The following is an 18,766-nucleotide window of genomic DNA, read 5'->3' as shown; positions in this document are numbered from 1 at the left end:
GGCGTCGGCTCACCTCGTCCGGTGGTGAGCCGACGCCCCACGGACGGGTGTCTCAGAACGGCGGCGAGCCGTCGCACGGGTCAGGCGGTGGTGGTCCGGTGCCAGCCCGGTGCGCCAGGTGCGAGGCGGTGTCCCGGCCGACGTTGAGCACCACCGCCAGCTCGGCGGGAAAGAACTCCGACACCCCGGGCAGCTCCGTGTCCGGCTTCCAGGACCGGGAGCGGGCGCCCGGTGTCCCCGGCGCTCCCGCGTCAGCAGCGCCACCGGCAGCCGCCGGAACGGCGCGGGCAACTCGATCACCGCGTCGAGCAGCGCCTGCTCGACCGGCGACCGGTACTCCGCGCCCTCCTGCACACCCCGCACGCTACGGCCGGGGTACGACAGTTCCCGCAGGTCGGCGGCGGGTCCTGCGGACTCCGTCCCCGGACGGCCGGGTCGCTCCCGGCCGACGCACGCGGGCCGCGACGGACGGCTGTCCGGCCGGGCGGGCAGCCGGCCCGGCCGGTCAGATCGACGCGGGGACGGTGGCCGGGTGGGACCGCCGGTCCACCGCGACACCGACGACGGCGGGGACCCAGACGGTCAGCGACCGGGTGACGAGGACGGCGGCGCACGCGGCAGCCGCGGACGCGCCCATCGCGCCGAGCACCAGGAGCAGCATCGCCTCGGGCGCGCCGGGCAGCGCGGAGGCGGGCAGCGCGATCCACACCAGGCGGAGGACGGCGTAGCCGCCGGCGACCGCGAGCACGGGGACCCCACCGCCGGCCGCCTCGACCGCGGCCGAGAGGACCGCGGCCTCCAGCGCGACGGCGAGGGCGACCCAGCCCAGGAGGGCCGCCTGCTGCCGCCGCGGGACGAGGCGGCGCGCAGCGGTCGACGGGAGCGGCTCGGCACCGCCGCGGCGGGCCGTCAGCTGCCCTGCACCCACCAGCACCCAGGCGGCCAGGCCGGCGGCGGCCGCCGGGAGGACCGCGGTCGGGGACCGCCAGTCCGGGAGCGAGCCGTCGACGGCGGCGAGGGCGACCACCGCTGCCGCCGCCACGGCCGCACCCGCCAGGCCGGCGACCGCGGTCCGCACCGTCGCCGCGTGCGCGGTGGCCGGGAGCAGCCCGGCCCGCTCCAGCAGCCGGGCGCGCGCCAGGCGCTCGCCGTCGCGGCCGTGCACCAGACCCACGTTCCGGGCGACCAGCGTGATGACGAGCGCCCGGCCCACCGACACCCGCCGGTCGGCGGCCCGGGCGACGGCGGCCGCGCGGGCCAGCGCCGCGGCGCCGGCCAGCAGCACGGCCCCGCCCAGCCACCGCCAGCCCTGCGCTCCCACGCTGTCGACCGTGGCGCCGATCCCGGCGACCACCACCGGTCCGGCGAACGCCATCGCGCAGCCGAGGGTCACGAGCACCCGCACCACCGGCCCCGCGGGCGGGAACACCGGGCGGTCCGGGTCGGGCAGGTCCAGCCGGGCGTGGACGGCGGCGCGCAGCCCGGCCAGGCGGGACGGCTCGGCGCGCAGCCGCTCCCGGGTCTCCGACGACAGCGCCAGCGGCGTCAGCGACGGCAGCGCCGCCGCGACGGCCGGCTCCCCGAGGACGTCCACCGCCGCGGCCACGAGCGCGACCGGGTCGCATGGCGGGCCGGGCGCGGCGGCCAGCGACGCCAGCAGCTCGGCGACGTCGACGGCCTCCTCGTCGTCGGTGGCGCCGGTCCGGGCGTTGCCGAAGTCGACCAGCCACGGCCGGCCCGCCGGGTCGACCAGCACGCTGGCGGCCACGAGGTCGCGGTGCGCCACGTTCGCGGCGTGCATCCGGTCGACCTCGCTCCACACCTCGCGGAGCAGGGCGGGGGTCCGCTCCGCCGGGTCCAGCTCGTCGAGCGGCCGGCCCTCGACGTACTCCTGCACGACGACGGCGTCCCCGGACCCGCCGCGGGCCAGCAGCACCGACGGCACCCGCACACCGCGCCGCTCGACGGTCAGGGCGGCCACCGCCTCGTGCTCGGCCTGGTGCCCCAGCGGGGCCAGCGCGTCGGCGTCCTTCACGTCGCCGACGGCGAACACCCGCCACATCCGGTGCAGCCGGTCGCGCTCGTGCCGGTCGGGCTCCAGGTACTTCACGTACAGCCGCCGGCCGCCGTCGTCGACCGCCGTGAACGGCTGCGAGCTCCGCGCCCGCACCGCGGCCGGCGCCACCCCGGTGACCGGCAGCCCGAAGCGCCGCAGCACGGCCTCGACCCGGCCGGGCGGCACCTCCCGCGCCGGCACCCCGAACACCCAGTGCACGAGCGAGCCGATCGCCCAGCCCAGCGCCACGCCCCCCACGACGTCGAGGGGCAGGTGGGCGCCCACGTACACGCGGGCGAGCGCCACCGACCACGCCAGCGCCCACGCGACGTGGCGTCCCCGCCGGCTCAGGTACGGGGCGGCGGCGGTGGCGAGGGCCGCGGCGACCGCCGAGTGGCCGGAGACGAAGCCGGCCCCGCCCACGGTGCCCTCGTGCAGGACCGCGCCGACCGGCAGGCCCGCGGGCCGTTCCCGGCCGACCAGCGACTTCACCAGGTCGGCGGCCAGGTAGGCGGCGAACCCGGAGACGAGGAGGTCCCGCGCCGCGCGGAGGCGGCGGCACAGGACGGCGACGAGCGCGAGCGCCGGGACGGCGAGGACGTTGCCCAGCTGCATGACCACCCAGACCGCCGGCATGATGCCGGCCGGCAGGTCGTTGAACAGCCGGAACAGGTCCCGCTCGAGGGCGGACAGCTGTCCCCGCCGGGCGATCAGCACGCCGGTGCCCAGGACGACGAGCCCGAGGGCCACGCGGACCAGGTCGGTCGTCAGGCGCTGCGGACGCGCCCGGCCGCGGCCGGCGGGACCGGCCCCGCGGCCCAGCTGCCCCGCGGGGGCGGTCCGGGTGGTCACGGCCCCAGTCCAGCGCCCGCCCCCGCCCGCGGGCAGGGTCCTCCGGCCCTGCCGGTCGTGCCGCGGGGCCCACGCGCACCGGGGAACCCGGAGGTCAGCCTGGACCGGTGACCGTCGCCGCACGTCCCTGGCGCCCGTCCCGGCCGGCCGGCTCCGGCGGCCGGCGGCCGTCGGGCCGGGAGCGGCTGCCGCGGCGGGTGCCGCCGGCGGTCCGGGGGTGGACGGCGGTCCTCGCCGTCGCCCTCGTGGTGCTGGTCCTCGCCGACCGGCCCGGCGGTCTGCTGGGGCTGGACCGGGCGGTCGCCGGGACGGCGGGCCCGCGGGAGGACCACCCCCAGGCCGCCGACCTGGTGCGCGTGGGCACCGTCCTCGGCTACCGCGTCCTGTGGGTGCCCACGGTCGCGGTTTTGGTGTGGACGGCGCGGTGGCGGCACCTGCTCGTGTACCTCGGCACGATCTCGGGGGTCGCGGCGGTCGCCCAGCTGGCGGCCGGCGAGGGCGTCCTCGTGCGCGCCGTCCGCGCGGGGGTGACCGGGACCCCCGACGCCGTCGAGCTCTCCGCCTGGCCGGTCCTGGTGCTCGCCGCGGTGTCGGTGGCGACCCTGTACGTGCTGGCGCCGTCGGGCCCGGCGCGGCGGTGCGGCTGGGGCGCCGTCGCGGCGCTGCTGGCCACGGCCGTCGTGCCGCGCGTCGTCCTCGGCCTGGACGGCCCCTCCGTCGCCGTCCCCGCGGCGGCCGTCGGCGCCTCGGCCGCGGCCCTGGTGTGCACCGTCCTCGCGCCCGAGGACGCGTTCCCCGTGACCTGGCACCGGCGGGTGGCCGCCCACCTCGCGCTCGACGGGGACCGGGCCGCCCGGATCCGCGCCGCCGTGCTCGGCCAGCTCGGGGTGGAGGTGACCGCCGTGGAGCCGTTCCGGCTCGACGGGTCGGCCGGGTCCACCCCGTGCCGGCTGGTCCGGGCGTCCGGGGCGTCCCTGTTCGGGAAGCTCTACTCGGCCACCCACCTGCGGTCGGACCGCTGGTACAAGCTGCTGCGGGTGCTCCGGTACGGCCGGCTGGAGGACGAGGCGCCGTTCGCGTCGGTGCGCCGGCTGGTCGAGCACGAGGACTACGTGCTGCGGCTGCTCCGCGACGGCGGCGTCCGGGTTCCGGCGCCGATGGGCGTGGTCGAGGTGGTGCCCGGCCGCGAGTACCTGCTGGTGACCGAGCTCGTGCCGCGCACCGTCGAGATCCGCCGCTCGCGGGGGGACGACGCCGTCGTGGACGACGTGCTGCGCCAGGTGCGGCTGCTGTGGTCGGCCGGCGCGGCGCACCGCGACGTCAAGCCCTCCAACGTCCTCGTCCAGGACGAGGCGCGGGTGGTGCTGGTCGACGTCTCGTTCGGGGAGCTGCGGCCCAGCCGCTGGCGGCAGGCCGCCGACCTCGGCAACGCGCTCCTGACCTGCGCGCTGGTCGCGGGCCCCGAGCGGGTGCTCGCCCGGGCCCGCCGGCAGTTCACCGACGAGGAGCTGGCCGAGGCGGTGGCCGCCACCTCGTCGCTCACCCTGCCCACGCAGCTGCGGCGGCTGCTGGCCGCCGACGGCCGGGACCTGGCCGGGCGCCTCCGCGACCTGCTGCCGCCGCACCCGCGGATCCGGGTGCAGCGGTGGAGTGCCCGGCGCGTCCTGCTGGCGCTGGCGACCTGCGGCGGGGCGGTGCTCACCCTGGTGCTGGCCGCGCTCAACCTGCGGGCGGGCGGCCTGCTGTGACCCGCCCCGGGCGGCCCGGGGCGGTCAGGACCAGGGGGCGTCGAGCGGGTCGATGGTGTCGTCGACCGGGCGGCGGCCGGTCGGGGGGACCGGGTCGGCGCTGACCGGCGCCCAGCCCAGCCGCACGACCGCCTGCGGCATCCGGGGCGCGCCGGGGGAGACCCCGGCGCAGAGCGCGGCCAGCCGGGCGCGGGTGCCCGGGACCTCCAGCGGCTGGCTCACCGGGTCGGTGGCCAGGCCGATCGCGGTCGCGGTGAGCAGCACCGCGCTGAGCGCCTCGCCCGCCCGCAGCCCGTCGGGCGGGCCGTCCCCGGGCGTGGTGAGGACGGCGAGGACGGTGCCGTCGGACTCGTCCCTGCCGAGCCGGTTCTCGGCGAGCACGCCGCCGGCGAAGTCCCGCACCGGGACGGCCGCCTCCGGCCCGCCGGCGCCGGCGCGCACCGGGACGTTCCCCGCCGGGACGCCCTCCACCGCGCCGCGGGACCGCCCGGTCCAGGCGGCGACCTCCTGCGCCAGGCCCGGCGTGAGCGCCTGCTCCACGGCCGCCTCCTCGACCAGCCGCACCACCTGCGCCCGGGCGCGGGGGCCGAGGACGGTCAGCCGGCCGCCCTCCTCGGCCGTGGCGCGCGCGAGGTCGGCGAGCAGCTCGGCCGGGACCGGCCAGGTGGAGAAGACCCGCCGGTCGCTGCGGCGGTGCTCGATCGCCTGCGCCAGGGCGAGGTCGTCGGGGCGCGGTTCGGCGGGGGACACCTCGACCGCGGCCAGGTGCGCCAGGTGCGCGGGGTCGGGGAGCCGGTGCACGCGCGAGGCCAGGCCGGCGGCCCGGAGGGCGACGCGGAGGTGGTGCAGCGCGGCGCCGCAGCCGATCAGCAGGTCCCGGCTCTGCGGGTCGGTGGCCGGCAGCCAGCGGGACGGGTCGGCGAACAGGTGGACCGACGTGCGCCCGATCCGCCAGCGCCAGGGCTGGGTGTTGTGCAGCGACGGCGCGCGGTTGGCCAGCGCGAGGGCCGCGCGGGCGGTGGTGCGGTCGAGCAGGAACGGGGTCACGGCTCCTCCTGCGGGGCGGCGGGAACGGCCGGGAGGTGGCGCGGGAGCCCGGCGAGGTCCCGGGCCACCTGACGGGCCCAGCCGTCGATCGCCGCCCAGTCGCGGTGGTCACCCGGGCGCTGGCCGACCGCGCGGTAGAACAGCCGGCCCCACAGCGGGACGCCGCGGGTGCGCACCACGCCGGCGAACAGGCGGTGCGACCGGGGCCGGAGGCCGCGGGGGAGGTCCCGCTCGAGCCGCGCCACCTCCTGCCGCGCGAGCCACCGGGTCACGCGGCCGCGGGGGTCGACGCCCGCGACGCTGAACAGCCAGACCGGCGGCGGGTCGTCCGCCCCGGCGAGCCGGGCGAGCAGGTCGCGGGCGCCGGCCAGCCAGCGCATCGAGTGCACGGCGCTGCCGACGACCGCCGCGTCGTACCGGGAGGGGTCGACCTCCCGGCCGGCCGGCCGCAGGTCCACGGCGTGCCCGGCCTCGGCCAGCCGCCCGGCGACCCGCTCGGCCACGCCGCGGGTGGAGCCGTCGGCGGTGGCGTAGCCGACCAGGACCCGGAGGGGGGTGTCGTCCATGCCCCGACGCTCGCGCCCCGGCCGGGCGGCGGTGAGGGCCGGACGTCCCCGCCCGTCGGGCCGGAGGTCGCCGCCGCGCGGAGGACCCGCAGGCCGGGACCTCCGGCCCTGAGCACCGGGCGGTCCCCAGGCCCTAGCCTCGGACGGCGACAGCGACGGCGGGACGAGGGGACACCGGTGGACACGGACACGCAGCAGGCGCCGATCGGGGTCTTCCTCCTCGACGACCACGAGGTGGTGCGCCGCGGCGTCGCCGACGTGCTGGAGAGCGACCCCGGCATCCGGGTCGTCGGGGAGGCGAAGAACGCCTCCGAGGCCCTGGCCCGCGTGCCCGCGCTCCGGCCCGACGTCGCCGTGCTCGACGTCCGGCTGCCCGACGGCGACGGCGTCGCCGTGTGCCGCGAGCTCCGCAGCCGGATGCCGGAGCTGCGGGTGATCATGCTGACCAGCTACAGCGACGACGAGGCGCTGTTCGAGGCGATCATGGCCGGCGCGTCGGGCTACCTGCTCAAGCAGATCCTCGGCGCCGACCTGGTCAGCGCGGTGCGCACGGTCGCCGCCGGCGGCTCGCTGCTCGACCCCGCGGCCACCACCGCGGTGCTCGAGCGCATGCGGCGGGCCGCGGAGCCGGCCGGGCCGCTGGCCCGGCTCAGCGAGCAGGAGCGCACCGTGCTCGAGCTCATCGGCGAGGGGCTCACCAACCGGCAGATCGGCGAGCGGATGTTCCTCGCCGAGAAGACGGTCAAGAACTACGTGTCCCACCTGCTGGCCAAGCTGGGGCTGGAGCGGCGCACCCAGGCCGCGGTCCTCGCGACCGAGCTGCGCGGCGGGACGCCCCGCCAGGGCTGACCGGTCAGGCCAGCGGCGCCCACCACCGCAGCCGGGTGCCGCCGTGCGCGACCGCCCCGACCTCGAGGCCGCCGCCGCGGCCGGCCGCCCGCTGCTCCAGGTTGCGCAGCCCGCTGCGGGCCGCGCGGGCGTCGATGCCCCGGCCGTCGTCGACCACCTCGAGCACCAGCTCGTCCCCGGCGTCGACGGTCACGGTCACGTGCCGGGCGCCGGAGTGGCGGGCGGCGTTGCTCACCGCCTCCCGGACGACGGCCACCACGTCGACGGCCAGGTCGCCGGTGACGAGGGTGTCCACCGCGCCGGACGTGCGCACGGTGGTCTCCAGGTCGCCCGCCGTGTCGGCGACCGTGTCGAGCACGCGCCGACGGAGGCCGTCGTCGGGCTGGTCGGCGGTGTGCAGGTCGAAGATGCTGGTCCGGATGTCGCGGACGGTCTCGTCGAGCTGCCCGACGACGTCCCGGATCCGGCGCTGCGCCTGGGGGTCGGAGACCCGGGGCAGGACCGACTGCAGGCTCAGCCCGGCCGCGAACACCCGCTGGATGACGTGGTCGTGCAGGTCCCGGGCGATGCGGTCCCGGTCCTCGTAGACGTCGAGCTGGCGGGCCAGGCGCTGCTGGGCGGCCAGGTCCAGGGCCACGGCGGCCTGGTCGGCGAAGGCACTGACCAGGGGGATCACCGCGGGGTCGAAGGAGGGCCTGCCGGCCCGCCGCGCGGCGATGATGACCCCCGACTCGGTGTGCGTCCCGCGCAGGGGCACCGCCAGGCAGGGCCCCCAGTCGACGTGCGCGTTGGGCCCGTCGTAGGCCATCCCCGTCATGTCGAGGGTCACGACCCCGACCGCGTCGGCCTCGACGGCCTGCAGCACCGGGCTGTCGCGCAGGGGCAGCGTCGTCCCGGTGAGGTCGACGAGCCCCTCCCCGACCTGGACCCGGACCTCGTAGCAGCTCCGGGTGTCGGGGCCGACCATGATCCAGGCGGCGTCGGCGCCGGTGAGGACGGCCACCCGGTCGGCGACGAGGGACAGCGCCCGCCCGGACGAGCCGGGGTCGAGCAGGCTGGCCCGGACGTCGGACAGCGCGGTGGCCCAGCGACGGCGCTCCTCGGCGTCCTCGTAGAGCCGGGCGTTGTCCACGGCCACGCCGGCCGCCCCCGCGAGCGCCGTGAGCACCGCCTCGTCCTCGGCGGTGAACTCCCCCTGCCGCTTCTCGGTCATGTACAGGTTGCCGAAGACCGTGCCGCGCACCACGACGGGGACGCCGAGGAAGCTGTGCATCTCCGGGTGTCCCGGGGGGAAGCCGACCGAGGCCGGGTGCCTGCTCAGGTCGGCGATCCGCAGCGGGTACGGCTCGGTGATCAGCTGGCCCAGCACGCCCTTGCCCTCGGGCAGCGACCCCAGCGCCGCGGCCGTCTCCGCGTCGACGCCGACGTGGATGAACGCCGCCAGGCCGCCCTCCGGTGCCAGGACGCCCAGGGCGCCGTAGCGGGCGTCCACCAGGTCGCAGGCGGTCTGCACGATGCGCCGCAGCGTCGTCTCCAGGTCCAGCCCGCTCGAGACGGACAGGAAGGCGTCGAGCAGCTGCTGGACGCGGCCCTGGCTGCGGGCCACCTCGGTCAGGCGGTCCTGCACCTCGTCGATGAGCTCGCTCAGCCGCATCCCCGCCAGCGAGGTGCCGCGGGAGGGGTCGGGGCCGCTGCTCGACCCGGGCGCGGTCATCTCGAGGCTCCCCCCTCGGACGGAACGGGTCCGTCCTGGGAGCCTGGCACGGAACCCCGCGGAGTAGTAGGCACCCGGGACGCGGTCCCCGTCACCCCCCGGCCCGGTCATGCGGAGCGGCGCGAGGACGAGTCCCGCACGGCCACCCGCCAGCCGTGGAGGACCCCCACCTGCAGGACGACGTAGCAGTGCCCGTCCCCGCGGGACGGGGGCGCGGGCCAGGCGAGGGCGTCGAGGCCGACGACGGCACGCGGGTCGGTGACCGCCCGGGCGGGGCCCACGACGGTCACCGCCCAGTCGTCCTGGTCGTCGACCCCGAGGACGACGACGGCGCCGCGGCTCGGCGGCAGGTGGTCGCTGTCGTGCCGCGCGGCGATCACGACCCGGTCCCCGTCGAGGGCGAAGCGCACGGGGGAGATCGCCGGCAGGGCGTCCCGGGAGAAGCCGAGGTGTCCCCGGGAGGTGCTGCCGAGCAGGCGGAGGCACTCCTCGTCGGTCAGCGCGGTCCTGGTGGCCTGCACGTCGTTCACGTCCGTCCCCGTCCGGCGTCCCGCGCCGTCGCCGGCCCGGGTGCGCCCGCACGGGCGCCACGAGCGTCCAGGCTGCGCCCCGCTCCGCCGGAGCGCACGGGGACCTCCGTCCCGACTCCCCGGGACCGGAGCCCCGGGGAGCCGACCCCGGCGGGGGCCGGCACGGCCACGGTCACGCCTCCGGCCACGGTCCCGCCTCCGGCCACGGTCACGCCTCCGGCGACGGCCCGACGGTCGCCCGGGCGGGCTGCCCGGCAGCCGGCGCCGGGGCCAGTGCCGCGGCGATGTCACCCGCCCACGTCCGGACGGCGTCCCAGTCCCGGAAGTCGCCGACCGGGGCGCGCATCGCCGTGACCATCGCGCGCTCGCCGAAGCCGAGCCGGGCCCGGTCCAGCCGGCCGGGCAGGACGCGGTGGCCGCGCGGGGCGAGCAGGGCGGCCAGCGCGGCGGCGTCCTGCGGCTCGTCCGGGGGGTACGGCGGGTCGCCGATCGGCCCGCTGGAGAACAGCCACACCGGCCGCCGGCGGAGCACCCCCGCGCAGCGGACGGCCAGCTCCTGGGCCGGGGGGAGCCAGCGGCCGGCGTAGACGGCGCTGCCCAGCACCACCGCGTCCCAGGCGGCGGGGTCGGGCCGCGACTCGGCCGGCAGCGCCGCCGCGTACAGGGCGACCGTGCGCCCGGCCGGGGAGTCCGCCAGGTCGCGGGCGAGGGCCTCGGCGATCTCGCGGGTGGACCCGTGCCGGCTGGCGTAGGCGACCAGGACCCGGGGCCGGCTCACGGCCGGTTCCCCGGCGCCGGGACCGACAGGGGTCGGACCGTCCCGCCCTCCGCCGCCTCCCCGGCGGGCAGCACGCGGACGTCGGTGATCCCGCCGACGGTGCGGGCCAGCGCGGTCAGCGCCCGGCGCTCGACCTCCTCGGAGCCCTGCGGCCCGCCGCGCAGCCGCCGGACCGTCGCGGTGCCGTCGCGCACGTCCACCGCCCAGGCGTCGAGCTCGCCGGTGTAGCCCTCGACGAGGCGCAGCAGCTGCTGCCGGACGTCGTCGTCGGGGCGGGCGAGCAGGTGCAGCAGGTCGCGGCGGCTGACGATGCCGACGAGCCGGCCGCCGTCGGTCACCGGCACGCTGCGCAGACCGGCGTCGACGAACAGACGGGCGACGTCGGCGACGTCCGCGGTGACGCCGACCGCCCGCACGTCCCGGGTCATGACGTCGTGCACGAGGGCCGGCGGGGGACCGCCGTCCGCCCCGTCGCGGCGCAGGTGCAGGCGGGGGTCCTCGGGGAGGCGGTGCCGGAGCAGGTCGGCCTCGGCGACGACGCCCACCAGCCGGTCCTCGTCGTCGACCACCGGCAGGGCGGCGAACCCCCGCGCGGCCATCACCTCCGCGGCGTAGTGCACCGCGGTGTGCGGGCCCACCGTGACCACGTCGCGCGTCATGACGTCCCTGGTCTGCACGGTTCCTCCTCGCGGTCGCTGCCCCGGACGCTAGGGAGACCGGCGCGTCCGCTCCCAGGGTCGGCAGCCGCCGTGCGCAGGGACGGAGGTCCCGGGACCCGGGGCCCCTCGCCCCGGGCCGGGCGGCGGCCGCCCGGCGCATCGTCGGGGCGCCCGCCCGGGACGGCCCCGGGCCCGACGTGAGGACCCCCGATGGACGCCTCCCCCCACCAGCAGCCCGGCGCCGGCGTGCCGGTCGTCGTCGCGCCCGTCGTCGTCGGAGTGGACGGCTCGGTCCCGGCCCGCGCCGCCCTGCACGCGGCCCTCCGCGCCGCCGCGGAGCGCTCCGCCGGGCTCGTGGTGGTCAGCAGTTTCGCGTCCGACCTGTACTGGTTCGGCAACGACGGGGTCCTGGTGCCCGCGGTCGACGACGTCCGGCGCGCGACCCGGGAGCTGACCGACGACCTGGTCGCGGAGGTCCGCGCCGGCGTCCCGGAGGCGGACGGGGTGGCCGTGACCGTGGAGGTCACCGCGGACGCGCCCGCGGCCGCGCTGGTGGGCCGGTCGGCCGACGCGCAGCTCGTCGTCGTCGGCAACCGCGGGCGCGGGGCGGTGCGCAGCGCGGTGCTCGGCTCGGTCGCCCTGCACACGGTCACCCACGCCCGCTGCCCGGTTCTCGTCGTGCACCCGCGGACGGACGAGCCGGCCGCCCCGGCGCGGGTGGTCGCCGGCTTCGACGGCTCCGCGACGGCACGCGCGGCCCTCGCCGCGGCGGTCGAGGAGGCCGCGCGCACGGGTGCGGAGCTGCACGTGCTCGCCACGTACGTGCTCACCGACTACTGGGTGGACCTGTCCTCGGTCGTCGTCCCCTCGCGGGACGAGATCCGCGGCGAGCTGCGCCGGCGGGTGGATGCGGCCGTCGACGGCGTGCTCGGCGGCCGGCCCGCGGACGCGCCGGTCCCGCGGGTCGACGTCGACGTGGTCGAGGGCGCCGCCTCCGACGTGCTGGTCGACCGGGCGCGCGACGCCGCGCTGCTGGTCGTGGGCGGCCGCGGGCGCGGGGCGGTGCGCGGCCTGCTGGTCGGGTCGGTGGCCCTGCACTGCGCGATGCACGCCGCCTGCCCGGTGCTGGTCGTGCACCCCGCGGGCCGGCGCACCGAGACCGCGGTGGACGCGGCCGAGCCGGCCCGGGCCTGACCGCGGCGCCGTCGCCCGGCCCGCCCTCACCGGGAGGCGGCGACCGGCGTACCGGGCGCCGTGGCGAGCTGCCCGGTCGCCGCGTGGCCGGTCGCGGGGTCGAGCAGCACGACCCGCGGGGGGCCGGGCAGCCCGACCCAGCGCGAGGTGGTCACGAGCACCTCGGCACCGCCGCGGTCGGCCGCCCGCAGGACGCCGGTCGGGGCGGGGCCGCGGGAGCGGTGCGGCCGGGAGGTGACCACCACCGCCGTCACGGGGGTCGGGTGCCGGGTCAGCGCCGGCTCGACGCGGCCCAGCACCGCGGTGGCCTCGGCCTCGAGCCTGCGGCGCGCGGCGGGGTGCGGCGCGGCGTCCGGGGACACCCGCGGCCCGGCCAGGGGGACGAGGAGCAGCAGCGGCCGCCCCGTGGACCGGGCGAGCCGGGCGGCGTACCGGACGGCGCGCACCGCGTCCAGGTCGTCGGGGACGACGGCCGCCACCGGACCGGTCCCGTCCCGGGTCACGACCGGTCCCCGGGTGGGGGCGCGGCCGGCACGCCGTCGCGGCGGCGGCGCCACACCGGCTCCAGGGCGGCTGTCTCCTCCGCTGTGGCGGTGCGGAACGGCGGCGCCGCCGGAGCCGCGACCGGACGCCGGCCCTGACCGCGGGTGGCCCGCAGGCTCGCGGCGACCGAGACGCCGATGATCGTGGCGACGACCGCGAGGCTCACCGCGGTGGGGACGTACAGGAGGTCGACCTTCAGCAGCATCTTGACCCCGACCCACACGAGGACCAGGGCCAGCCCGGTCCTGAGGTACACGAACCGGTGGACCAGGTCGGCGAGCAGGAAGTACATCGCCCGCAGCCCCAGGAGGGCGAAGGCGTTGGCCGTGAAGACCAGGAACGGCTCGTCGGTGACGGCGAAGATCGCCGGGATCGAGTCGACCGCGAAGACGACGTCGGTGACCTCGACGAGCACGAGCACCGCCAGCAGCGGCGTGGCGAGCAGGACGCCGTCGCGGCGGACGAGGAACCGCTGCCCGTGGTAGGCGTCGGTCATCGGCACGTACCGGCGGAACCACCGCAGCGCCCGGGACCGCTCGGGGTCGAGGTGCTCGTCGCGCTGCCGGGCCATCCGCCAGCCGGTCCAGAGCAGGAACGCGGCGAACAGGTAGAGCACCCGGTCGAAGCGGTCGACCAGCACCGAGCCACCGGCGATGAACAGCCCGCGCAGGACGAGGGCGCCGAGGACGCCGAGGAACAGCACGCGGTGCTGGTACTCCCGCGGCACCGCGAAGTACGTGAAGAGGACCGCCCAGACGAAGACGTTGTCCACGGCCAGGGACTTCTCGATCAGGTAGCCGGCGAAGTACTGCTGACCGGGCTCCGCGCCGTGCGCCCACCAGACCCAGGCGCCGAAGGCGACGCCGACCGCCACCCAGGCCGCCGACCACAGCGCGGCCTCGCGCACGCCGATCACGTGCGCCCGGCGGTGGGCGAACAGGTCGAGGGCCAGCATGCCCACGATCAGGCCGAGCACGGTCGGCCAGAGCCAGAGGGGGACGTCCACGGACAGCCTCCAGTCGGTCGGGGACCAACCGGAGGTCTCTCCCGGCCCGCGCCGGGCCCGCTCCGCCGGACCCCTCCCACGGGGCCGTACTGACGGCGGCAGCGCCACGGGGATACTCCCCTCCGCACGAACCAATGAAGCAGACTTCACTTGTCCACGCCACCCGCCGGACCGAGGAGCAGCCCGTGACCGCGGACGCCCGGACGGCGCGCCCGTCCTGGACCTTCCTGACCAACCACGGTCACGTGCTCCTCGCGGTGGCCGCCGACCCCGACGCGCGGGTCGTCGACGTCGCCGCCCGGGTGGGCGTCACCCCCCGGGCGGCCCTGGCGATCCTCCGCGACCTCGAGGAGGGCGGGTACCTGACGCGCCACCGGCACGGCCGGCGGACCCGCTACGAGATCCGGCCGCACCAGCACTTCCGCCACCCCGCCACGGCCGCCTACGAGGTGGACGCGCTGCTCGCCGTCTTCGCCCGGGACCAAGGTCCGCCGCCGGGGGGACGTCCGGCGGCGGCCCCGGGCGCGGGCCCCGGCGGAGGGTGACCCGGGTGCCCGGCGACCGGCGGGGCAGGTCGCGGGGGGCGTGCATGACGGAGCGGACGACGGGGGAGCCCGGCGGCCGGGTGGTCGCGGGCTTCGACGGGTCGCCGGTCGGCCGCGCGGCCGTGGTCTGGGCCCTGGCCGCGGCGGAGCGGGCCGGCACCGGGCTCGAGGTGGTCACCGTGCTCCCGGCCGCGGACTCCTGGGCCGAGGACGACCTGCTCGACCCCGCGCGCGTGGACCTCGTGCGCTCCGACGCCGCGGCGCACGTCCGCGACCTGGTCGACGAGCAGCAGCGGCAGGTCCCGGTGACCACGACCGTGGTCCCCGGCCGCCCGGTGGAGGAGCTGGTCGCGCGCTCGGCCGACGCCGGGCTGCTCGTGGTCGGCAGCCGGGGCCGCGGCGCCACGCGCAGCACGCTGCTCGGCTCGGTCGCCCTGGGCTGCGTGCCCCGCGCGCCGTGCCCCGTCGTCGTCGTCCACCCGGCCGTGCCCGGCCCCGGCCGGCCGCGGGTGGTCGTCGGGCTCGACGACACCGACGGGGCCCGCGAGGTGCTGTGGCGTGGCGCGGCCGAGGCCGGCCGGATGGGCGCCGACCTCGACGTCGTCGTCGCCCGCCGCGAGCCCGAGCACTGGGGCGACCTCCGCTCGGCGGCGACGCCGGTGCGCGGGGAGACCGGCGCGCACGCCGCCTGGCGGGCGGAGACCCTCGTCCGCGCGGAGCTCGGCGCCCGGCCCGACGTGCGGGTGTCCGTGCGGACCGGCCCGCCCGCGGAGGTGCTGGTCCACGCCGCCCAGGGCGCCGCGCTGCTCGTCGTCGGCAGCCGCAGCCGCAGCCGCCTGGGCGGGATGCTGCTCGGCTCCACGGCGCTGCACTGCGTGGTGGCCGCGCCCTGCCCCGTCCTCGTGCTGCACCCCCGCCCGGTGCCGGCCGGGACGGCGGTCTGAGGCGGCGCGGGGTGCGGGCCTGGGTGGTCGGGACGCCGGCGCCGGCCGACGCGGGGCCGCTGCGCCCCGTCGAGCGCGAGCCGCCCGTCCCCGGCCCGGGACAGGTGCGGGTCGCGGTCACCTGCTGCGGCGTGTGCCGCACCGACCTGCACCTGGCCGAGGGCGACCTCCCGCCGCGGCGGCCGGGCGTCGTCCCCGGGCACGAGGTGGTCGGCCGCGTCGACGCGCTCGGGCCCGGGGCGGCCCGCTTCGCGCTCGGTGACCGGGTCGGCGTCCCGTGGCTCGGCCGCACCGACGGCAGCTGCCGGTTCTGCCGTCGCGGCGACGAGAACCTGTGCACCGACCCGCGGTTCACCGGCTGGGACCTCGACGGCGGCTACGCCGGGGCCTGCCTGGTCGACGAGCGGTTCGCCCACCGGCTGCCCGAGGGCCTCGACGACGAGGCGGCCGCGCCGCTGCTGTGCGCCGGGATCATCGGCTGGCGCGCGCTGCGCTGCGCCGCGGTCCCGCCCGGCGGCCGGCTGGGGGTCTACGGCTTCGGCGGCAGCGCGCACCTCGCCGCGCAGGTCGCGCTGGCGCAGGGCATGCGGGTGCACGTGCTCACCCGCGGCGCCGCCAACCGGGCGCTGGCGCGGGAGCTCGGGGTGGACTCCGTCGGCGGCCCGGACGACCCGCCCCCGGAGCCGCTGGACGGCGCGGTGCTGTTCGCGCCGGCCGGGGAGCTGGTGCCGGTCGCGCTGCGCGCCCTGGACCGCGGCGGCACGCTCGCCGTCGCCGGCATCTGGCTGTCCGACGTCCCGGCGCTGTCCTACGCCGGCGAGCTGTTCCAGGAGCGCCGGCTGCGCAGCGTCACCGCCAACACCCGCCGCGACGCCGAGGAGTTCCTCGTCCTCGCCGCCCGGCTGGGGGTGCGCGCGACCACGACCGCCTACGCCCTCGACGACGCGCCGCGCGCGCTCGCCGACCTCGCGCACGGCCGCTTCGCCGGGGCCGCGGTGCTGCACGTCTGACCCGGTGCACGTCTGACCCGGTGCCGTACGTCCGACGCGGGAGGCGCCCGCGCGGGTCAGGGCAGCCGGAAGCGGTCGGCCCACAGCGGCCCGACCTCGGCCCACTCGCGTTCCCAGGCGCGGTCGCGCGCCCGGCCGGTCCAGGCGCAGACGCCGGCGTGCCCGACCGCCGCCGTGGCCAGCCCGAGCAGCAGGGTCAGCACGCCGCTGGTCACGCTGACCACCGCGACGTCGCTGACCTCGATCGGCGGGCCGGCCCGCCCGCCGTCGGGACCGGTCCACACCGGCACCGTCGCCCCGGCCGGGGTGCCCGGCGCGACCGGCACGGTGTCCTCGCGGGTGCCGCCGCCCGGGGCCTCCCACCGCGCCGGCGCCGTGGCCCGCAGCGACGTCGGGGAGCCGGGCAGCACCTCCGCGTCCGCGAGGACCACCGCCGGGACCTGCTGCCGCTGCGCGGCCTGGCGCTCGGCCAGCGCGCCGGTGTCGGACGCGACCACGCTGCCCACCGCCAGCGCCACCGGCACGACCGCGACGGCCAGCAGGACGCTGGCGAGCCAGGAGACCAGCTCCACCCGGTCGGTCGCGCGGGCGCCCGGGGCGAGGCCGCGCCGCACCAGCGCGCGCAGGTACCCCGACGTCGGGGCGGGGTCGGGCGGCACGGGTCACCTCGCCGGCGCGACGGCGGCCCGGCGCCGGCGGGCGTCGTCCGGGCGCGGCGGGGGAGGAGGCGGCACCACGAGCACGGGGCAGTGCGCGTGCCCCGCGACCGCCTCGGCGAGGGCCGGTCCGGCCGCGGCGCGGGACCGCCCGAGGACCAGCAGCCCGGCGTCCCGGGACAGGCGCACCAGCGCCGGCGCGGGGTCCCCCTCGCGGACGTCGACCGTGACCGGTACCGCCGGCCAGCCCTCGCGCACCCGGGCGGCCTGCGCCTCGACGAGCCGGCGCTCGGCCTCGGCGACGGCCGCGGGGACCGCCGCCCCGCGGAGGGCGGCGCCGCCGGGCCACGCGTGCACCACGTGCAGCGGGCAGCCCCGCGTGCCGGCCTCCAGGGCCGCCGCGGCCAGCACCGCCGTCGTCCCGGCGGTGCCCTCCACGCCGGCCACGACCTCACCGCCCCCGGTGGCGCCCGGCGGGACGGCGAGCACCGGGCAGGCCACGGACGCCAGCAGGTCCCGGGAGACGGGGCCGAGCCCGCCGGCCGCGGGACCCGTGCCGAGGACCAGGACGGCCGCCGCGGCGGACTCCCCCCGCAGCACCTCGGCCGCGGGCCCGGTGTGCACGACGGTCCGCACCGGGGTGGCGGGGGCGCGGGCGGTGAGGTCGCGGCGCAGCACGTCCAGCCGCGCCAGCGCCCGGTGCCACGGCCCGTCGTGGGCGCGGCCGGGGTCGTGCGCGCCCTCCACCGCGGCCACCAGCAGCAGGGGCCGCAGCTCGCGGTGCGCCCGGTCGGCGGCGGCCGCCGCCACCGCCGGCGCGGAGCGGTCGGGGCCGACCCCGGCCACGACCGGGGCCAGCCGGGAGGTCACACCCACGTCGTCCCCCCGCGGCCGTCGGGGACCGGGCGGGGACCCGGTCCGGGCCGGCCGCTCGCCGGGGAGGCGCCGGGGAGCTGGCGCCGGTCGGGCGCGGCGCTGTTCTCGACGACGGCGCCGCGCGGGCGGCGGGACGTCGGCGAGGTGGCCGGCGCGCGGCCGATCCGCAGCACCGCCTGCGGGTGCGCGTCCCAGGTCAGGGCCGAGCGCAGCTGGGTGCGGGTGACCGGGACCTCGACGGCCTGGGTGAGGGGACCGGCGACCCAGCCGCGGGTGGTGAGCTCCAGCAGCACCCGCTCGAGGGCCTCGCCGCAGCGCAGCCAGGCCAGCAGGTCGTCGCGGTGCGTCGCGAGCACCACGAGGGTCTGGTCGGTGCCCGAGCCGGTGCCGGCGGGGAGCCTCCCGGCGCCGGTGGTGTCGAAGTCGCGGACGGGCAGCTCGTCGTGCTGCAGCCCGTCGACGTGCGGGACGACGCTGACCGGCACGCCGTCGCCGCTGCCGGGGCCGCGGGTGGTCCAGCGGCGCAGCTCGGCCCGGTAGGCCGGGTCGGCGTTCTGCACCTGGTCGGCCTGCTGCGTGAGCCGGGCGAGCAGGCGCAGGTGCTCCTCGCGGGTGACCGGGACGAGCACCGTCTCCTCCGCGGCGGCCGCGGCGACCAGGAGCCGCAGCACGTCCTCGGGGACGCGGTCGGTGCCGTACCGCCGCCGGTTGGTGCGGCGCCGGCGCACGGCGGGGGCGAGGGTGGCCAGCGCCGGGTCCGGCGGCCCGTCGACCGGGCGGAGGACGGCCACGAGCGCGGGGTCGGCGGGGTCGGGCAGCCGGTCGACGCGGACGGCGGACCCCGCCGCGGCCAGCGCGACGCGGGCGTTGAGCAGGGCCGCACCCACGCTCTGCGCCAGCGCCCGGCCGACGCGGTCCAGCACCGCCAGCTGCCGGGTGCGGTCGGCGAACAGCTCCAGCCGGTCGGGGTGCAGCGCGATCCGCCAGGGCTGGGTGTTGTGCACGGACGGGGCCCGTACGGCGGCGTCCGCGGCCGCCTCCAGCGGGGGGAGGCGCGGGACCCGGGTGGGCTGCAGGTCCGGTGGGGTGGCGCGGCGGGCCATGGTGCGACTCCTCGGGACGGTCCTCTCCCCGAGCGTGGTCCGCGCCGGCCCCGCCGTCCGGGGCCTGCGGTCCCCGGGACCACCGACCAA

19 protein-coding genes are annotated in these 18,766 nt (G+C 79.3%); 6 read left to right on the top strand and 13 right to left on the bottom strand.

Features of this window, described 5'->3' with window-relative positions; all coding sequences use genetic code 11:
• Positions 1-52: 52 nt before the first annotated feature.
• Together ACI8AA_RS21995 and ACI8AA_RS21990 are read right to left on the bottom strand one after the other, a co-directional pair.
• Complete coding sequence (locus ACI8AA_RS21995) at positions 53-184, bottom strand: hypothetical protein (RefSeq protein WP_457046496.1); 132 nt, start codon at positions 182-184, stop codon at positions 53-55.
• Between the two features lie 321 nt (positions 185-505).
• Complete coding sequence (locus tag ACI8AA_RS21990; RefSeq protein ID WP_457046495.1) at positions 506-2,908, bottom strand: phosphatase PAP2 family protein; 2,403 nt, start codon at positions 2,906-2,908, stop codon at positions 506-508.
• Positions 2,909-3,015: 107 nt separating this feature from the next.
• Here ACI8AA_RS21990 and ACI8AA_RS21985 point away from each other — a divergent pair, with 107 nt between their 5' ends.
• Entirely contained in the window at positions 3,016-4,656 is a 1,641-nt protein-coding gene (locus ACI8AA_RS21985; RefSeq protein ID WP_457046494.1) for an RIO1 family regulatory kinase/ATPase domain-containing protein, read from the top strand.
• A gap of 24 nt (positions 4,657-4,680) precedes the next feature.
• Here ACI8AA_RS21985 and ACI8AA_RS21980 read toward each other — a convergent pair whose 3' ends face one another.
• Together ACI8AA_RS21980 and ACI8AA_RS21975 are read right to left on the bottom strand one after the other, a co-directional pair.
• Positions 4,681-5,703, bottom strand: a complete 1,023-nt coding sequence (locus ACI8AA_RS21980) for an Acg family FMN-binding oxidoreductase (RefSeq protein ID WP_457046493.1) — start codon at positions 5,701-5,703, stop codon at positions 4,681-4,683.
• Complete coding sequence (locus ACI8AA_RS21975) at positions 5,700-6,269, bottom strand: flavodoxin domain-containing protein (protein ID WP_457046492.1); 570 nt, start codon at positions 6,267-6,269, stop codon at positions 5,700-5,702. The genes ACI8AA_RS21980 and ACI8AA_RS21975 overlap by 4 nt, the downstream gene beginning before the upstream one ends.
• A 177-nt stretch (positions 6,270-6,446) precedes the next feature.
• On the opposite strand from ACI8AA_RS21975, the gene ACI8AA_RS21970 reads away from it, so the two are divergent.
• Positions 6,447-7,118 (top strand): response regulator, encoded by a 672-nt coding sequence (locus ACI8AA_RS21970; RefSeq protein WP_457046491.1) that lies wholly within the window; start codon positions 6,447-6,449, stop codon positions 7,116-7,118.
• Positions 7,119-7,122: 4 nt separating this feature from the next.
• Here ACI8AA_RS21970 and ACI8AA_RS21965 read toward each other — a convergent pair whose 3' ends face one another.
• From ACI8AA_RS21965 to ACI8AA_RS21950, 4 genes are all read right to left on the bottom strand, one after another.
• Positions 7,123-8,832, bottom strand: coding sequence for a GAF domain-containing protein (locus ACI8AA_RS21965; protein WP_457046490.1), 1,710 nt, complete (start codon positions 8,830-8,832; stop codon positions 7,123-7,125).
• Between the two features lie 107 nt (positions 8,833-8,939).
• On the bottom strand, positions 8,940-9,362 hold the full coding sequence (locus tag ACI8AA_RS21960; protein ID WP_457046489.1) for a pyridoxamine 5'-phosphate oxidase family protein: 423 nt from the start codon (positions 9,360-9,362) through the stop codon (positions 8,940-8,942).
• Positions 9,363-9,570: 208 nt separating this feature from the next.
• Positions 9,571-10,140, bottom strand: coding sequence for a flavodoxin domain-containing protein (locus ACI8AA_RS21955; protein ID WP_457046488.1), 570 nt, complete (start codon positions 10,138-10,140; stop codon positions 9,571-9,573).
• Positions 10,137-10,817, bottom strand: coding sequence for a CBS domain-containing protein (locus ACI8AA_RS21950; protein ID WP_457046487.1), 681 nt, complete (start codon positions 10,815-10,817; stop codon positions 10,137-10,139). The genes ACI8AA_RS21955 and ACI8AA_RS21950 overlap by 4 nt, the downstream gene beginning before the upstream one ends.
• Before the next feature lie 192 nt (positions 10,818-11,009).
• On the opposite strand from ACI8AA_RS21950, the gene ACI8AA_RS21945 reads away from it, so the two are divergent.
• The gene (locus tag ACI8AA_RS21945) at positions 11,010-11,993 is read left to right on the top strand and encodes a universal stress protein (RefSeq protein WP_457046486.1); all 984 of its coding nucleotides are present in this window, start codon (positions 11,010-11,012) and stop codon (positions 11,991-11,993) included.
• A gap of 26 nt (positions 11,994-12,019) precedes the next feature.
• Here the strand turns inward: ACI8AA_RS21945 and ACI8AA_RS21940 are convergent, their stop codons facing one another.
• Positions 12,020-12,496, bottom strand: coding sequence for a hypothetical protein (locus tag ACI8AA_RS21940; RefSeq protein WP_457046485.1), 477 nt, complete (start codon positions 12,494-12,496; stop codon positions 12,020-12,022).
• The gene (locus ACI8AA_RS21935) at positions 12,493-13,542 is read right to left on the bottom strand and encodes a TerC family protein (protein ID WP_457046484.1); all 1,050 of its coding nucleotides are present in this window, start codon (positions 13,540-13,542) and stop codon (positions 12,493-12,495) included. The genes ACI8AA_RS21940 and ACI8AA_RS21935 overlap by 4 nt, the downstream gene beginning before the upstream one ends.
• 185 nt (positions 13,543-13,727) lie before the next feature.
• Here ACI8AA_RS21935 and ACI8AA_RS21930 point away from each other — a divergent pair, with 185 nt between their 5' ends.
• Genes ACI8AA_RS21930 through ACI8AA_RS21920 form a run of 3 tightly spaced genes read left to right on the top strand, consistent with a single transcriptional unit; the run spans position 13,728 to position 16,041 of the window.
• A complete protein-coding gene (locus tag ACI8AA_RS21930; RefSeq protein WP_457046483.1) occupies positions 13,728-14,087 on the top strand; it encodes a winged helix-turn-helix domain-containing protein in 360 nt (119 codons plus the stop codon).
• A 44-nt stretch (positions 14,088-14,131) separates the two neighbouring features.
• Positions 14,132-15,031, top strand: coding sequence for a universal stress protein (locus ACI8AA_RS21925; protein ID WP_457046482.1), 900 nt, complete (start codon positions 14,132-14,134; stop codon positions 15,029-15,031).
• Positions 15,032-15,042: 11 nt separating this feature from the next.
• Complete coding sequence (locus ACI8AA_RS21920) at positions 15,043-16,041, top strand: zinc-dependent alcohol dehydrogenase family protein (protein WP_457046481.1); 999 nt, start codon at positions 15,043-15,045, stop codon at positions 16,039-16,041.
• A gap of 56 nt (positions 16,042-16,097) precedes the next feature.
• On the opposite strand, the gene ACI8AA_RS21915 is transcribed toward ACI8AA_RS21920, so the two are convergent.
• Genes ACI8AA_RS21915 through ACI8AA_RS21905 form a run of 3 tightly spaced genes read right to left on the bottom strand, consistent with a single transcriptional unit; the run spans position 16,098 to position 18,676 of the window.
• Entirely contained in the window at positions 16,098-16,700 is a 603-nt protein-coding gene (locus ACI8AA_RS21915; RefSeq protein WP_457046480.1) for an Rv1733c family protein, read from the bottom strand.
• A gap of 3 nt (positions 16,701-16,703) precedes the next feature.
• A complete protein-coding gene (locus tag ACI8AA_RS21910; protein ID WP_457046479.1) occupies positions 16,704-17,567 on the bottom strand; it encodes a universal stress protein in 864 nt (287 codons plus the stop codon).
• A complete protein-coding gene (locus ACI8AA_RS21905; protein ID WP_457046478.1) occupies positions 17,564-18,676 on the bottom strand; it encodes an Acg family FMN-binding oxidoreductase in 1,113 nt (370 codons plus the stop codon). The genes ACI8AA_RS21910 and ACI8AA_RS21905 overlap by 4 nt, the downstream gene beginning before the upstream one ends.
• Positions 18,677-18,766: the final 90 nt, after the last annotated feature.

Source organism: Geodermatophilus sp. SYSU D01180 (assembly GCF_054050415.1).
Note: the sequence above shows the minus strand (reverse complement) of the source record. Positions and strands in the feature narration are given on the sequence as shown.

What these genes read in the sequence shown, in the direction of transcription:
- ACI8AA_RS21975 (WP_457046492.1), bottom strand. Translation starts at nt 6,269, where the DNA reads ATGGACGACACCCCCCTCCGGGTCCTGGTCGGCTACGCCACCGCCGAC.
- ACI8AA_RS21965 (WP_457046490.1), bottom strand. Translation starts at nt 8,832, where the DNA reads ATGACCGCGCCCGGGTCGAGCAGCGGCCCCGACCCCTCCCGCGGCACC.
- ACI8AA_RS21945 (WP_457046486.1), top strand. Translation starts at nt 11,010, where the DNA reads ATGGACGCCTCCCCCCACCAGCAGCCCGGCGCCGGCGTGCCGGTCGTC.
- ACI8AA_RS21925 (WP_457046482.1), top strand. Translation starts at nt 14,132, where the DNA reads ATGACGGAGCGGACGACGGGGGAGCCCGGCGGCCGGGTGGTCGCGGGC.
- ACI8AA_RS21905 (WP_457046478.1), bottom strand. Translation starts at nt 18,676, where the DNA reads ATGGCCCGCCGCGCCACCCCACCGGACCTGCAGCCCACCCGGGTCCCG.